Below are 15538 nucleotides of genomic sequence, written 5' to 3'. Positions count from 1 at the left end.
GTCGAGGAGGGTCAAACCACCCCGGTCACCCCGTTGCCGGTAGCGGCGGGGGAACGGGTTGTGGCAGGAGGTCGGTGTTGTTAGGTTGCCCCCTCACAGTTCGGTCCGGGGGGATCGAACGCACCCGAGCGGGAACCCACGGGCCGCGGGAGTTCGCTCCTGCCGGCCCGCGTACGGTCCTGCACACAGGTGTGGACAAGTCTGGGGATACCCCGACCGGCCTGCGCGGCCATCTGGAGCGAGTACCGGGAGGGGAGCCGGCGTGGCGGATCAGCCAGGCGACCTCGGACAGGTCTGGAACCGCGTCATCGCCGACCTCTCCGGCGCCGCGGGCGGCCCCAACTCGCTGCAGGCGCTGTCCTCGCAGCAGCGCGCCTTCCTCCGGCTGACCCGGCCGCTGGGCCTCATCGACGGCACCGCGCTGCTGGCCGCGCCGAGCGAGTTCGCGAAGAACGCCATCGAGCGGGTGCTGCGCCAGCCGATCAGCGACGCGCTCGGCCGCCACCTCGGCGTCACCGTCAACCTCGCCGTCGTCGTCGACGCCTCCGCGGCGTCCGGCGGCACCGAGGTGCCCGACCCGCCCGGCCGCGACGGCGGCCCGCACCACGACCACCGCTCCGAGCACCGCCCCGAGCGCCCCGACGGGCGCGGCGGCGACGGGCGGGGGTTCGACGGCCGGGGCTTCGACGGACCCGGCGCCGACGGGCACGACGTCGACGGGCGCCGGGACGGGCACGGCGTCGACGGCACCGGCCCGATGCCCGTCCGCGCCCCGGGCTTCGACTCCCACGGTCCCGGGCTCCAGGGCGACGGCCCCGACCTCCGCCCCGGTCCGCCGCTCGCGGTCGACCCGCCGGCCCGGCGCGACGACGCGGCGCTGTCCGACCGGATGTCCGACGGGCGCATGCCCGACGGCCGCATCGGCGAGGGCCGCGCCGACGTGTGGCCCACCTACTCCGCGCCCCCGGCCGCCGAGCCGGGCACCGCACCGCGCTCGCAGTCGCGGCTCAACGAGAAGTACATCTTCGACACGTTCGTCATCGGGGCGTCCAACCGCTTCAGCCACGCCGCGGCCGTCGCCGTCGCCGAGCAGCCGGCGCGGGCGTACAACCCGCTGTTCATCTGGGGCGACTCCGGGCTGGGCAAGACCCACCTGCTGCACGCCGTCGGTCACTACGCGCAGCGGCTGTTCCCCGGGATGCGGGTGCGGTACGTCAGCACCGAGGAGTTCACGAACGACTTCATCAACTCGCTGCGCGACGACCGCAAGGTGGCGTTCCAGCGCCGCTACCGCGACGTCGACGTGCTGCTGGTCGACGACATCCAGTTCCTCGAGGGCAAGGAGGGGACGCAGGAGGAGTTCTTCCACACCTTCAACACCCTCCACAACGCCAACAAGCAGATCGTCGTCTCCTCCGACCGCCCGCCCAAGCGCCTCGAGACCCTCGAGGACCGGATGCGCACGCGGTTCGAGTGGGGCCTCATCACCGACATCCAGCCGCCCGAACTGGAGACGCGCATCGCGATCCTGCGCAAGAAGGCGGCCCAGGACCGGCTCGCCGTGCCCGACGACGTCCTCTCCTTCATCGCCGAGCGCATCGAGCGCAACATCCGCGAGCTCGAGGGCGCGCTGATCCGGGTCACGGCGTTCGCGTCGCTCAACCGGCAGCCCGTCGACACCCAGCTCGCCGAGATCGTGCTGCGCGACCTCATCCCCGACTCCGGGGCCTCCGAGATCACCGCGTCCACGATCATGGGCGTCACCGCCGAGTTCTTCGGCGTCACGATGGACGAGCTGTGCGGGCCGGGGAAGACGAAGGCGCTCGCGCAGAGCCGCCAGATCGCCATGTACCTGTGCCGCGAGCTCACCGACCTGTCGCTGCCCCGGATCGGGCAGACGTTCGGCGGCCGCGACCACACCACGGTCATGCACGCGGACAAGAAGATCCGCAACGAGATCGCGCAGCGCCGCAAGACCTTCGAACAGGTGCAGGAGCTGACGGCGCGGATCAAGCAGCGCGCCCGCCACTGACGTTCCCGCGCACCGTTCTCCGCGGTGCGCAGCGGTTTCCCGTGATCGGCCCGAGATGTGCCGGGGCGCCGTCGTGCGCGCCGGTGCCCGCGCCCGGACGCCCCGTCGCGGGGGGGCACGGTCCCGCCACGCCGCTCCGGGACGCGCGTCCGCTGCGCCGGACACCGGACCGGGCCGACCGCTCGCCGTTCCGCCACCGTCACCCGGCGCCTCCCGGCGTGTCGATCACGCACTCCCCGTGACGAAGATGCTCACGCTCCGTTCTCCGTGTGGGACGGGCGGGAAGTCTGTGAGTTCTCGCCGCCGGCGGAACCGCGCCGAGCGCGACGAACCCGTCGCCGTGCGTTCTGACGCGCACGCTCTTTTCACCCACATCTGGGGACAACTCTGTGGATCGACGTGCGGGGACCGGTGGACGGACGGCCCGGAAACGGTGGACAACCGGTGTCCCGCCGGGGGACAACCGGGGACGGCCGGCGTCCATCCACGGACCGCCCGATCCGTGCACCGTCCGTCCCACCCGCGGATCCACAGGACGCCACACCCCACGACCTGCGGCGACGGGCTCCATCCACACAACACACAGGTGTGAGTACTACTGCTGGTTCTCTCTTCTCCTGGAACTACAAGAAGAACGAGTGTGTGGACGGAGACCCGGACGGGCGCCGTCGCGCCCCTCTCGGGCGGGATGACACCCGGAGCCGGGAGGCTCTACGGTGGTGGTCCTCCCGGCTCCCCGACGACCGGTGAGTCCTGCCCCGCCCGCGAGAGGTCCCCGTCATGAAGTTCCGGGTCGAACGCGACGTCCTGGCCGACGCCGCCGCGTGGGTGGCGCGCAGCCTCCCGGCGCGGCCGCCGGTCCCCGTGCTCGGCGGGGTCCTGGTCGAGGCGGTCAGCGGGGGCGGCGACGGCGACCGACTCACCGTGTCGGGGTTCGACTACGAGACCTCCGCCCGCGTCGAGCTCGACGCCACGATCGGCGACCCGGGCCGCGTCCTGGTCTCGGGCCGCCTGCTGGCCGACATCACCCGCGCCCTGCCGTCGAAGCCGGTCGACCTCGTGGTCGACGGCGCGCGCGCCACGATCAACTGCGGCAACAGCCGGTTCAGCCTCCCGACGATGCCGGTCGAGGACTACCCGCAGCTGCCCGCCATGCCCCAGCACGCGGGCACCGTCGCGGGCGACCAGCTCGCCGAGGCGGTCGCGCAGGTCGCCGTCGCCGCCGGGCGCGACGACACGCTCCCGATGCTCACCGGCATCCGGCTGGAGATCGAGGGCAGCCGGCTCACCCTCGCGGCCACCGACCGCTTCCGGCTCGCCGTCCGCGAGCTCGAGTGGAACCCGGGCGAGGACCTGGCCACCGGCTCCGTCGCGGTGCTGATCCCGGCCAAGACGCTGTCGGACGTCGCGAAGTCGCTGGCCGGTGCGGGCCGCGTGGAGATCTCCCTGTCAGCGGGCGACGGGATGCTCGGCATCACCGGCGCCGGGCGGCGCGCCACCACCCGCCTGCTCGACGCCGAGTTCCCGCGCTTCCGGCAGCTGATCCCGGCCGAGCACACGAGCGCCGCGGTCGTCGGCGTGGCGGGGCTGGTCGAGGCGATCAAGCGCGTCGCGCTCGTCACCGACCGCGTGGCGCAGGTCCGCATGGAGTTCGGCGAGGACGGGCTGCGCCTGTCGGCCGGCGGCGACGACGTCGGGAGCGCCGAGGAGGAGCTCCCCTGCGAGCTCGACGGCGCCCCGCTGACGATCGCGTTCAATCCGGGCTACCTGCTCGACTCGCTCGGCGCGCTGCACACCGACCGGGCCCAGCTGACGTTCACCACGCCCAACCGGCCCGCGCTCGTCCGCCCCGTCCCGGCGCCTGCCGCCGCAGCAGGTGATGATGGCGCCGGCGACACCGCGGTCGCCGACCCCGTCCCCGGATACCTGCACCTGCTGATGCCCGTCCGGCTGCCCGGCTGAGTCCGGAGCGCCCGTCCGGCAGCACTCGAGAACTCAGGAGCCACAACCGTGCAACTCGGACTCATCGGGCTGGGCAAGATGGGCGGCAACATGCGCGACCGCGTGCGCGCCGCCGGCCACGAGGTCGTGGGCTACGACCCGCGCCCCGAGGTCACCGACGTCGACTCGCTCGCGTCGCTGGCCGCCGCCCTCACCGCGCCGCGCGTCGTGTGGGTGATGGTCCCCTCCGGCGAGCCGACGCGCAGCACCGTGCAGGCGCTGGCCGACGTGCTCGAGCCCGGTGACCTCGTCATCGACGGCGGCAACTCCCGCTACACCGACGACGGCCCGAACGCCGCCCTGCTCGACGCGAAGGGCATCGGCTACCTCGACTGCGGCGTGTCCGGCGGCATCTGGGGCAAGGACAACGGCTACGGCCTGATGGCCGGCGGCACGCCCGAGCACGTCGAGCTCGCCATGCCGATCTTCGACGCCCTGCGCCCCGAGGGCCCCCGCGAGGAGGGCTTCGCGCACGCCGGTCCGGTCGGCGCCGGGCACTTCTCGAAGATGGTCCACAACGGCATCGAGTACGGCCTCATGCAGGCCTACGCGGAGGGCTTCGAGCTGCTGTCGGCGGCCGACCTCGTCACCGACGTGCCCGCGGTGCTGCAGGCCTGGTCGCGCGGCACGGTCGTCCGCTCGTGGCTGCTCGACCTGCTCGTCCTCGCGCTGAAGGACGACGCGCAGCTGTCCAAGCTCGACGACTACGTCGACGACTCGGGCGAGGGCCGCTGGACGATCGAGGAGGCCATCACGCACGCGGTGCCGCTCCCGGTCATCTCCGCGGCGCTGTTCGCGCGCTTCTCCTCGCGCCAGGAGTCCTCGCCCGCGATGCGCGCGGTCGCGGCGCTGCGCCAGCAGTTCGGCGGCCACGCCGTGCGCGCGGCGGGCCCCGCGGGCGCCCCGGGTGAGCACGCCGGCCCGAGCTCGGGCACCGGCTCCACGCAGGACTAGGGCCGGCACCGCTTGCACCTGCGCCGACTGGCCGTCACCGACTTCCGCTCCTGGGAGACGGCCGACCTCGAGCTGGAGCCGGGCGTCACGGTGCTGGTCGGGCCCAACGGCGTCGGCAAGACCAACCTGGTCGAGGCCGTCGGCTACCTCGCGACGCTGGGCTCGCACCGCGTCTCCTCCGACGCGCCGCTGATCCGGCGCGGCGCGGAGCGGGCCGTGGTGCGGGGCACCGTCGTGCACCACGGCCGCGAGCTGCAGATCGAGCTGGAGATCACCACTGGGCGCGCGAACCGGGCGCGGGTCAACCGCGCCCCGGTCCCGCGCCCCCGGGACGTGCTCGGGATCCTGCGGACGGTGCTGTTCGCGCCCGAGGACCTCGCGCTGGTGCGCGGCGACCCGGGCGAGCGCCGGCGCTTCCTCGACGACCTGCTCGTCGTGCGCTACCCGCGCTACGCCGCCGTGCGCGCCGACTACGACCGCGTGCTGCGCCAGCGCTCGGCGCTGCTCAAGACCGCCCGCAACGGGCGCTCCGACCTCTCCACGCTCGACGTCTGGGACGGCCACCTCGCCCGCACCGGCGCCGCGCTGCTGGCCGGCCGGCTCGACCTCGTCGCCGGCACCGCCCCGTACGCGGTGGAGGCGTTCGCCGAGATCGCGCCGACGTCGGAGGAGTTCGGGCTGTCCTACCGCTCGACCGTGCCGGGTGCGCTGCCGCCCTCGCCCGCCGAGCTGGAGCCCCTGCTGCTCGACGAGCTGGCGCGCGTGCGGCGCCAGGAGGTGGAGCGCGGGGTGTGCCTGGTCGGGCCGCACCGCGACGACCTCGACCTGCTGCTGGGCCCCGGCCCGGCCAAGGGGTACGCGAGCCACGGCGAGTCCTGGGCGATGGCGCTCGCGCTGCGCCTGGCGTCCTACCGGCTGCTGTGCGCCGACGACGTCGAGCCCGTCCTGATCCTCGACGACGTGTTCGCCGAGCTCGACGCGCGCCGCCGGCGGGCGCTCGCCGACGTCGCCCGGCGGGCCGAGCAGGTGCTCGTGACGGCCGCGGTGGCCGAGGACGTCCCCGAGGGCCTCGACGGCGCGCGCCTCGCGGTGGGCGGCGGCCGCGTGACGCCCGCGGCGCGAACCGGCTCGTCAGGAGGGTGACCGTGAACCCGACCGGCTGTGGACAAGGTTGTGGATACTGTGGATAACTCGGCCCGTACTGGTGATGACCGGCCCGGACGACCGCCGATCGTGCCGCGCGAACCGTCCGGCGCGGCCCGTCCGGGGTCGGTTGTCCCCACCCCTGGGGATGACGGTCCGGCGACCGCCGGTCGCGGATCGGACATCGCCCGGGACGCGCTGAGGGCCGCCCGCGAGGCGTCGGCGGCGAAGTCGGCGCAGCGCGCGGGCGAGCGCCGCGGCGTGCCGCGCCTGGGCCGCGCGGGCAAGCGGCGCCGGTGGTCGGGCCCCGGCCCCGACGACCGGGACCCGCAGACGCTCGGCCGGGTCGTCTCGCGCGTCGCGCTCGACCGCGGGTGGTCGCCCCGGCTCACCGACGCCACGGTGCTCGGGCGCTGGCCCCAGCTCGTCGGCGACGACGTGGCCGACCACTGCACCCCGATCTCCCTGCGTGACGGCGAGCTCGTGCTCCAGGCGGAGTCCACGGCGTGGGCCACGCAGCTGCGGATGCTGCAGCGCCAGCTGCTCGTGCGCCTGGCCGGGGCCGTCGGCAAGGACGTCGTGCGGCGGATCCGGGTGGTCGGGCCGAGCGGGCCGACGTGGAAGCACGGCCCGAGGACCGTCCGGGGCCGCGGCCCGCGCGACACGTACGGCTGACCTGCCGCAACGTCCTGCGGCCCGCTCAGGGCGACATGACGTCGCCGCAGCCGCCGTTCACCCCCCCGTCACGCCGCCGGGACCCGAACCGGTGACCGATCGGCGTTCTGCGGCCGTCCTGGGCGGGTCCTAGCCGCCGTTCTGCCGGACCGCCCCGGTAAGATGGAGGGAGTGTTTCCGGGCGCCTCCGTCGCGCCCGGTCGAACGCCCGGGCCGATCTCCCCGCGGTCCGGGCTGACGCAGCGAGGAGACTGGCGGCCCGTGCCGGAGCAGAAGAACGGTTACAGCGCATCGTCGATCACGGTGCTGGAGGGCCTCGAGGCCGTCCGCAAGAGGCCCGGCATGTACATCGGGTCCACCGGTGAGCGCGGGCTGCACCACCTGATCTGGGAGGTCGTCGACAACGCGGTCGACGAGGCGATGGCCGGCCACGCCACGCGCGTGGAGGTCACGCTGCAGGACGACGGCGGCGTCCGCGTCGTCGACGACGGCCGCGGCATCCCGGTCGGCATGCACCCGGTGGAGAAGAAGCCCGCCATCGAGATGGTGCTGACGATGCTGCACGCCGGCGGCAAGTTCGACAGCGACTCCTACGCGGTCTCCGGCGGCCTGCACGGCGTCGGCGTGTCCGTCGTCAACGCGCTGTCCGTCGCGCTCGACGCCGAGATCCACACCGACGGCCACGTCTGGCGCCAGCACTACTCGCGCTCGATCCCGGGCCCCCTGCGCAAGGGCGAGGAGACGAAGCGCACCGGCTCGTCGATCACCTACTGGGCCGACCCGGACATCTTCGAGACCACCACCTACAACCTGGAGACGATCCGTCGCCGGCTGCAGGAGATGGCGTTCCTCAACAAGGGCCTCACGATGGTGCTGCGCGACGAGCGCAACGGCTCCTCCGAGGGGGCCGAGGAGCCCGACGCCGAGGGCTACGTGGCGAAGACGGTCGAGAACGTCTACTGCTACCCCAACGGGCTCGAGGACTTCGTCGCGCACCTGAACAAGTCGAAGGACCCGATCCACAAGAAGCTCGTGTCGTTCTCCGGTGAGGGGTCCGGGCACGCGCTCGAGGTGGCGATGCAGTGGAACAACGGCTATACCGAGTCGGTCTACACGTTCGCCAACACGATCAACACGCACGAAGGCGGCACCCACGAGGAGGGCTTCCGCTCCGCGCTGACCACCACGATCAACCGCTACGCGCGCGACAAGAAGCTCATCAAGGATAAGGACCCGGCGCTTACCGGCGAGGACATCCGCGAGGGGCTCGCCGCGATCGTCTCGGTCAAGGTCAAGGAGCCGCAGTTCGAGGGCCAGACAAAGACCAAGCTGGGCAACACCGAGATCAAGTCTTTCGTGCAGCGGGTCAGCAACGAGTGGCTGGCCGACTGGTTCGAGCGCAACCCCGCCGAGGCCAAGACGATCCTGAACAAGGCGGTGTCCTCCGCGCAGGCGCGGATGGCCGCGCGCAAGGCGCGCGAACTGGTCCGCCGCAAGAGCGCGGGCGACATCGGCGGCCTGCCGGGCCGACTCGCTGACTGCCGCTCCACGGACCCGCGGGCGTCTGAGCTGTTCATCGTGGAGGGGCCGTCCGCAGGGGGGTCGGCCAAATCCGGTCGGGACTCGATGACGCAGGCGATCCTCCCCATCCGCGGCAAGATCATCAATGTCGAGAAGACCCGCCTGGACCGCGTGTTGAAGAACGCGGAGGTGCAGGCGCTCATCACCGCGATGGGTACGGGTATTCATGATGAGTTCGACATCTCCAAACTGCGCTACCACAAACTGGTCCTGATGGCCGACGCGGACGTCGACGGCCAGCACATCCGCACCCTGCTACTCACCCTGCTGTTCCGCTTCATGCGTCCGCTGATCGAGAACGGGCACGTGTTCCTGGCGCAGCCGCCGCTCTACAAAATCAAGTGGCAGCGGGCGAACCCGGACTACGCCTACTCCGACCGCGAGCGGGACGGGCTCATCGCCCAAGGCCGAACTGAGGGCAAGCGGTTACCCAAGGATGAGGGGGTGCAGAGGTACAAGGGCCTCGGCGAGATGAATGCCGATGAGCTGTGGGAAACTACGATGGACCCTCGGGTCCGGCTGTTCCTCCAGGTGACCCTTGAAGACGCTGCGACGGCCGACCAGCTATTCTCGATCCTCATGGGGGAGGACGTAGCGTCCCGTCGCTCCTTCATCACTCAGAATGCGCGCGACGTCCGCTTCCTGGATGTCTGACGGCACAGGATCGGGAGATTTCATGAGTAAGCCGCGTGAGCTGGACGATCTACCCTATGCGCGCCACCTCAGTCGATTCGTCGGTACCCTCGAGCAGCACGCCGACTACGACACCGCTTACTTCGTCGATCTCGAGGTCGAGGACGGGGAAGTGGGGAATGCCCGGTTCACCGAGTGCGCGTTCACCAAGGCCGTCCTCACCGGTGGGCGCTACTCCCGAACCCGGTTCAACGACGTGTGGATGAACAACGTGCGGCTCGTGGGCGCGAGCTTCGCCGAGTCGTCATGGCTCGACGCTGAGGTCGCCCAGGGTTCGCTGGCGGGCGTGGAGATGTTCAACGCCGAGCTGACGCGGGTGAGCTTCCACGACTGCCGGTTCGACGCGGTGAACCTGCGCGGGGCGCGACTGAAGGAGGTGACGTTCCGCAACTGCGTGCTCCAGGACGTCGACTTCGCCGGAGCGACGTTGACCGACGTCACGGTGCCCGGTTCCGAGCTGCGTGGCGCGCGGATGGCCGGGGTGCAGTTGAAGAAGGTCGACCTCCGCGGGGCATCCGTGCTCGATGTCGCCGACGGCATCACGTCATTGCAGGGCGCTGTCGTCAGCTCGCTGCAACTCGCCGAGCTGGCGCCGACGATGGCTCGGACGCTGGGACTCGTCGTCAAGGACCGGTGAGGCGCCCCGCCCCCGGTGCCGGAACGCCGGGTTACCCGCGCCGCGAGTGCGGGTGGGGTTCAGCTGGGTGGGGGGAAGAAGCCGCGACTGAGCCCGTCTTGGATGAAGGACCGGACGTAGGCGGTCCCGGACGCACCGAGAACCAGCCCGAGCTCCGCGGCGGCTGCCCGGGACCGCCGGGAGTCCAGGGTCACGGCAACCCCGGAGTGTCGGTTGATCTGCGGGAGCAGGCCACCCACCAGATCGCGGTCTGCTCCACCAGAAATCAACCGGTCCATTTCGGCTGGGAACTCACCGGGCGGTACGACACGTAGATTGTATCCGAGGTCGGTCAGTATTGTGGCCAGCCGCCCGTGACTCAGCGGTTCCGTGCCTTCGAGGTGGAAAGTATTCTTGGAGCGACCCGCATGTGAACTTGCGAGTTCGAGCACGGCTGTCGCCATGAGATCGGCGGGTATGAGCCTGAGGTCGCGGCCCGGCCAGGTGGAGGTAATCCCCAGCATGAGAATCGAACGGAGGTGGCGACTGAGAAAATGGGCCTGGATGTCCCGCTGAAAGTGTCCGGTCCTGGAATTCGGGGCGACCGTACCGACTCGCAGTACGCTGCCTTCCCAGCCAGCGGCGAAGTGCTTGCGCACGACTCCTTCAGCGATGATCTTCGACTCCGAGTACACTTCGGTCGGGCGTTGTCCGATGTCCAGCGAGTCCTCATCGAGCACTGTCACCGCTGCATCCCGCGGTACCCAGCCGGCTACTCCCACCGTCGAAATATGGTGAAGAGACACCGGTCCGAGGCCCTGAACCAGATCGACGACCCTACGGGTGCCGTCGACGTTCGCCGCCATGACCTCATTCCGGTCCGCTACATGCCTCACGTCTGCTGCGCAGTGCAAGACGTGATCGAAGCGGGTCCCTGGGTGCTGCGCGTGGAGTGCCACAGTCAGGTTGTCGCTGCACAGATCGGCAGCGCACGCGGCGACCCTGCTCCGGAGCACGCCGATATCGGCGGTGGGAAAATACCAGCCGTACTGGTCCAGGATCCGGGCGAGTCCGCTGTCCGGCCCGGCGGCGCGGACCAGGCAGACGATGTCGGCGGTCGTCCGCGACAGCAGCGCGTGGAGGATGTGAATACCGAGCATTCCGGTGGCTCCGGTGAGCAGGATCCGCCGTCCGTCGATGAGCGGACGCGGAGCACCCATGGATGTGTCGGAGAGCGCCAGCAGCGGCGCCACGTCGTGATCATCAGCGGTATCCGGCGGCGCGGACTCGGGTGACCCGTAGTCGGCCGACACCGCCACAGCCATCGTGGCCACGGTACGGAACTCGAAGACCTGCTGCGGTGTCAACGACAAGCCACGAGAGCGCAGGGCAACAGCGAGCTGAATCGCGGCCAGCGAGGTGCCACCGATGTCGAAGAAGTCGTCCGTCACCGAGAAGTTCTGGTGCCCCAGGGTTTCCGTCCAGGCCGCGGCGACAGGAATCTCGTCGCCTGCTGGCTCGCGAAGCACGACTGACGCCCTCGATGGTCGTGGCGGCGGGAGCGCGGCACGGTCCACCTTGTTGTTCGGTGTCAGAGGGAATTTCGGCAGCACGATGACAGTTGCCGGAACCATATAGCTCGGAAGGTGGCGCAACAGATGTTCTCGGACCGTTCGTTCCAGATCGCGGTCCTGTAGCCGGCGAGCCGGATCATTCGACAGCACACCGGGAACTGGGCGGGCACGCCGCCATTTCTGACCAACGGTGTTCGTCACCGTGGGCCGAACGTCACCGGACACCGCCCGAGGACGAAGCAGGACATCGAAATCCCCTTCGTCAGCCGTCCTGCGCATGTCGAAGGTCGCGGTCCAGCCGAGGTCGTGTGCAAGATCGTCGATCTCGGCGGCGCTGGCGATCAGCCCGGTCGCCTCGCCGTCCGCGTGCGGCTCGAACGGGGTTGCCACCGACCGGATGGCGACCGGCCCGGGGTCGGTGTCGAGCAGCGACCGCACACCGCCCATCCCACCGCGGATGTCGGCCGCTCGGATCTCCTCCATCGGACGTACGTCGACCTGCGCGGTGCCGGGGCCGGTACGCAGCACGACGTCGTACCGGAACCGGCTCATCTCGGTGGCGTGGTGATCCAGCCGCGGCATGATCTCCACGTCGGTGATCCGCGGACGGCGGCGGGCGTACTGCTCGAACCACGCCGGTGCCAGCAGCAGCTCGTCTTCCGCGTGGGAGGCGTCCTCGACGAACTCCCGTAGCCGGGCACCATCCAGGCCGCGGGCCCGACCGACCGCCAGGTGGAAATCCGTCAACCGGGTGACATCGCGAACATCTCCAACGAAGATGCAGCCGTCATCTGCGATCGTGCCCGTACACGCATCGAGGACCTCGGTCAGGTACCCAGGTCCCGGGAAGTACTGCACGACCGAATTGATCACTATGACGTCGTATTCGTCGCTGGCCGCCGTGAGTGTCCCCAGCGCCGAGCCCGTCGCAAGCTCGACCTGGGAGAGCCCCGCCGCCTGCACCCGTTTACGCAGATCGAAGATTGCTCTCCGGGACACGTCGGTACCGACGTATCGCAGTACTTCGGGAGCCAAGGACAGGAGCACGAGTCCGGTGCCGCAGCCGATCTCGAGGATCGTGGAGGGACCGGTGGTCGGGAGGCAGCGCCGGATCTGCCGGACGGTCCCGGAAAGCCAGTCGCGCATGACGTCCAGATCGATCGACGTCCCGCTGAAGCTGCTCCTCCAACCGGTGAAGTCGAGGCCACCCCGGACGCTACGTACACGCCCGCCGTAGGCATCGTCGAAAACGTGCCGCCAGTTCTCGACGCGCCGACCGTCGGTCTCGCCGCTCATGGCACCGACCGCGGGGGTCACATACAGGAGGAGACGCTGTTCGGCGAGGGTCGTCCCGGTCGGCACGACCACACTCTGCCCGACCCCGGCCGCGCCGGCCGCCAACGCCGCTATCTCCGTGAGTTCTATCCGGGCACCGCGTACCTTGACCTGGGTATCTCGGCGGCCGAGGAATTCCAGGTCGCCGGTGGTGCGCCACCGCGCTCGGTCGCCTGTGCGATAAAAGCGCATCCCAGCGCGTTCGACGAAGGACGCGGCGTGCTCGGACGGACGATTCAGATAGCCACGACCGACCCCGTTTCCGCCGATCCAGATTTCCCCCTCGGCCCCGACCGGTACACGCTCTCCGCGGGCGTTCGCGACCCGGATCGAGGCTCCGGGGAGCGGGCGCCCGAGCGGGTTCCCGGTAACCTCTCCGGTGTCCGGAACGTTATAGCGAGTACAAAATATCGCCGCTTCCGTCGGTCCGTAGGTGATGGAGATCCTCGCCCGGGGGAAAGTCTTCCGCATGGCCTTGAGCAGAGCTGGCGGAACCGTGTCGCCGCCGGTCATGAGCCGCCGCAGGCTGTGGTTGACCCCGGCGCCGTGCGCGGCGGTGATCTGCATGATCTGCTCCATCAGACCAGGCACCGCCTGTAAACTCGACGCGCGCTGCAGGAGGCCGAGCATGGCGTCATGGTCGAACAGTTCCTGCGGAGTCACCAGGTACACGCAGGCGCCGGACAACATCGGAGTGAAGAGCTCGTGATAGAAGACGTCGAAGGTGTGGGCCGCTAGGACGAGCCCGAGGTCCCCCTCATGCAGATCCTCTGCGCGTACGCAGGCCGAGAGTGTGTTGACGATGTTCCGGTGCTCGACCAGGACAGCTTTCGGCCGGCCACTCGAGCCGGACGTGTACATGACGTAGGCGACGTTCTCCGGCACAGGTGCTCGAGAGGGAACTCGCGCGTCGTCCGAAACGGGGATCGGCTGGTCGCCGTTGAGGGACGAGAACGGTATTCCGGTGACGCCGGCGGGCAGCCACGCCACGTCGACGTCGTCGGTCACCACCAACTGGCACCCGGCGTCCTCCAACACGTGTCGACGACGTGCGGGCGGATCCTGCAGGTTGAGCGCCAGAACCGCGGATCCTGTGCCCATGATGCCGAGGATCGTTGCCACGAGCGGAATGTCACGCTGCAGGGCGACAGCCGTGATGCGCGTTGGCCCAGCCATCCCGGTCAGCTGTCGAGTCACCTTGTCGGCCATTTCAGCCAACTCGCCGAACGAGGCGCTGCCGGCCGAGGTTTCGAGGGCCGGCCGGCTCGAATAAACGCGCGCAGCAGCGGTGAACATGGCGGGTACGGTGCGTGCGTCGCCAACTTCGGCGGCCGGCCCGTGTTCCCAGCCGGCGATGATTCCAATCTCGTCCGGCGGCATGATCGGGAGTTCTTCCAGAAGGCTTTCCGGATGTTGGGACACGTGATCCAACAGGATCGTGAGCTGGCGGATGATCCGACCGATGGTGGCGTCGTCGTAGTGGCGGGGATGGCCGCCCACCCGAACCTCCAGGCCGGTCGGGCGCCGCCAGGTAGTCACCTCGAGATCGACGTGTACCGCTCCGCTGATGTTTGTGCCCCGTTCCACCGTGGCGTCCGGGAACTGGGGAAGTGGTGCGTCGACGTTCTGGTGGGCAACCATGATCTGGAACAATGGGTTGAGGTCGACGTGACGGTCGGGCGCCAGCCTCTCCACCACGCGTTCGAACGGCATGCTCTGGTGGTCCAAGCCGGACGACACCGTATCGCGAGCGAGTTCGACGAGTTCGGCGAACGTGGTCACCTCGGCACATCTCATGCGGAGGGCGATGGTGTTGACAGTGAGAGCAACAAGATCGACCACGTCGGCGGAGGTGCGGTTGGCCGCGGGCGCGCCGAAGGTCAGATCGGTCTCGCCGGTACACCGGATGACCCATGCCGCCACGCTCGCGCAGATGACCGCGTACAGCGACGTGCGTCGCTGAGCCGCCAGCAGCTCCAGCGCCGCCGTCGTCTCGGCGGAGAGGTGCACGGTGCTCGATGCGGAAGGTCCGTCCGAAGGACTCAACTGCCGGACGAGCGGCAGTGGAGCACTCGCGCTTCCACGCAGTTGATGCTCCCACCAGGCGAGAGCCTCGGTGGCGGCAGGCGAACGGAGATAGGCGTGTTCCCGGGCGGGCAGGACGTCGGGATCGACTGCCGGCGGCAACACCGGTGGTCTTCCGTCCCGGGCAAGTGCTGAGTACACGAGTCCCAGTTCCCGATTCAGAACACCAATGGCGGAGCCGTCACAGATAATGTGGTGGTAAACCATGCACAGCAGATGGTCGCGCTCGGTGATGTGCAACAGTGCGGCACGGGCGAGCGGAGGCACCGCAAGATCGAAAGGCCGCCGGAAGAAACCGAGTAGAGCTGCCTCGACCGCGGTCTCGTCGGATGTGTCCGCAACCTGTAGATCCTCGATCATGACCACGGCGTCGTCCACCACAGCCCGGCGCAGGCCAGCACCGTCGGTGAAACCGGACCGCAGGCTGCTGTGCCGGCCTACCAGCACGGCGAGGGACCGTTCGAGGGCACGCCGGTCGAGGGCGCCATGCACGCGGAACGTCTCGGCGACGTGGTATCGGCTGGGGTCTGCCTCGACCTTGTCCAAAAAGAACATCCGCGCCTGTGCCGAAGTGACGGCTCCACGCCGGACATCGCTGGATTCGTCGGCCGCGGCGCGGCGGCCAGCGAGGATCCGTTCCAGGTACTGATCCGCGAGATCATCTTCCAGCGTCACAACGACCTCCCCCGCTGCTCGGCCTCTCCCAGCCCGGATCAGGCCCATCATGGATGGAGCTCGACCCGAGGGCAAGTGGTGCAAAATTCGGCGCCCGAGTGGGATTGTTGAAGCTCGGTGTCTGTCCTACACTTCATAAGTGGGCCCGATACCCCTAGCCCGGGCGTCAGCGGC

The 15538-nt window shown here is 69.9% G+C and carries 8 protein-coding genes; 7 read left to right on the top strand and 1 reads right to left on the bottom strand.

Going from position 1 to position 15538, the window contains the following annotated elements; genetic code table 11:
* Positions 1-262: 262 nt before the first annotated feature.
* From dnaA to HOP40_RS07920, 7 genes are all read left to right on the top strand, one after another.
* Positions 263-2032 carry a chromosomal replication initiator protein DnaA gene (gene dnaA / locus HOP40_RS07950; protein ID WP_172156178.1) on the top strand — a complete coding sequence of 590 codons (1770 nt, stop codon included), beginning with the start codon at positions 263-265 and terminating at the stop codon, positions 2030-2032.
* Positions 2033-2812: 780 nt separating this feature from the next.
* On the top strand, positions 2813-3994 hold the full coding sequence (gene dnaN / locus HOP40_RS07945; RefSeq protein WP_172156176.1) for a DNA polymerase III subunit beta: 1182 nt from the start codon (positions 2813-2815) through the stop codon (positions 3992-3994).
* A 48-nt stretch (positions 3995-4042) separates the two neighbouring features.
* The gene (gnd, locus tag HOP40_RS07940; RefSeq protein WP_172156174.1) at positions 4043-4987 is read left to right on the top strand and encodes a phosphogluconate dehydrogenase (NAD(+)-dependent, decarboxylating); all 945 of its coding nucleotides are present in this window, start codon (positions 4043-4045) and stop codon (positions 4985-4987) included.
* 12 nt (positions 4988-4999) lie between these two features.
* Positions 5000-6130: a DNA replication/repair protein RecF gene (recF, locus tag HOP40_RS07935; protein ID WP_172156172.1), complete on the top strand. Its 1131-nt coding sequence runs from the start codon at positions 5000-5002 to the stop codon at positions 6128-6130.
* A gap of 261 nt (positions 6131-6391) precedes the next feature.
* Positions 6392-6805 (top strand): DciA family protein, encoded by a 414-nt coding sequence (locus tag HOP40_RS07930; protein ID WP_240157575.1) that lies wholly within the window; start codon positions 6392-6394, stop codon positions 6803-6805.
* Positions 6806-7066: 261 nt separating this feature from the next.
* Positions 7067-9040, top strand: coding sequence for a DNA topoisomerase (ATP-hydrolyzing) subunit B (gyrB, locus tag HOP40_RS07925; RefSeq protein WP_240157574.1), 1974 nt, complete (start codon positions 7067-7069; stop codon positions 9038-9040).
* 22 nt (positions 9041-9062) lie between these two features.
* Positions 9063-9716 (top strand): pentapeptide repeat-containing protein, encoded by a 654-nt coding sequence (locus HOP40_RS07920; protein WP_172156166.1) that lies wholly within the window; start codon positions 9063-9065, stop codon positions 9714-9716.
* A 59-nt stretch (positions 9717-9775) separates the two neighbouring features.
* Here HOP40_RS07920 and HOP40_RS07915 read toward each other — a convergent pair whose 3' ends face one another.
* Complete coding sequence (locus HOP40_RS07915; protein WP_172156164.1) at positions 9776-15364, bottom strand: non-ribosomal peptide synthetase; 5589 nt, start codon at positions 15362-15364, stop codon at positions 9776-9778.
* Positions 15365-15538 lie beyond the last annotated feature (174 nt).

This window comes from Pseudonocardia broussonetiae, assembly GCF_013155125.1.
Taxonomy (GTDB): Bacteria; Actinomycetota; Actinomycetes; order Mycobacteriales; family Pseudonocardiaceae; genus Pseudonocardia; species Pseudonocardia broussonetiae.
This window is presented reverse-complemented; position numbering and strand designations above follow the sequence as displayed.

Bases quoted from the DNA above. Each gene is read 5' to 3' on its own strand.
- dnaN (WP_172156176.1), top strand. From the start codon at position 2,813: ATGAAGTTCCGGGTCGAACGCGACGTCCTGGCCGACGCCGCCGCGTGG.
- HOP40_RS07920 (WP_172156166.1), top strand. From the start codon at position 9,063: ATGAGTAAGCCGCGTGAGCTGGACGATCTACCCTATGCGCGCCACCTC.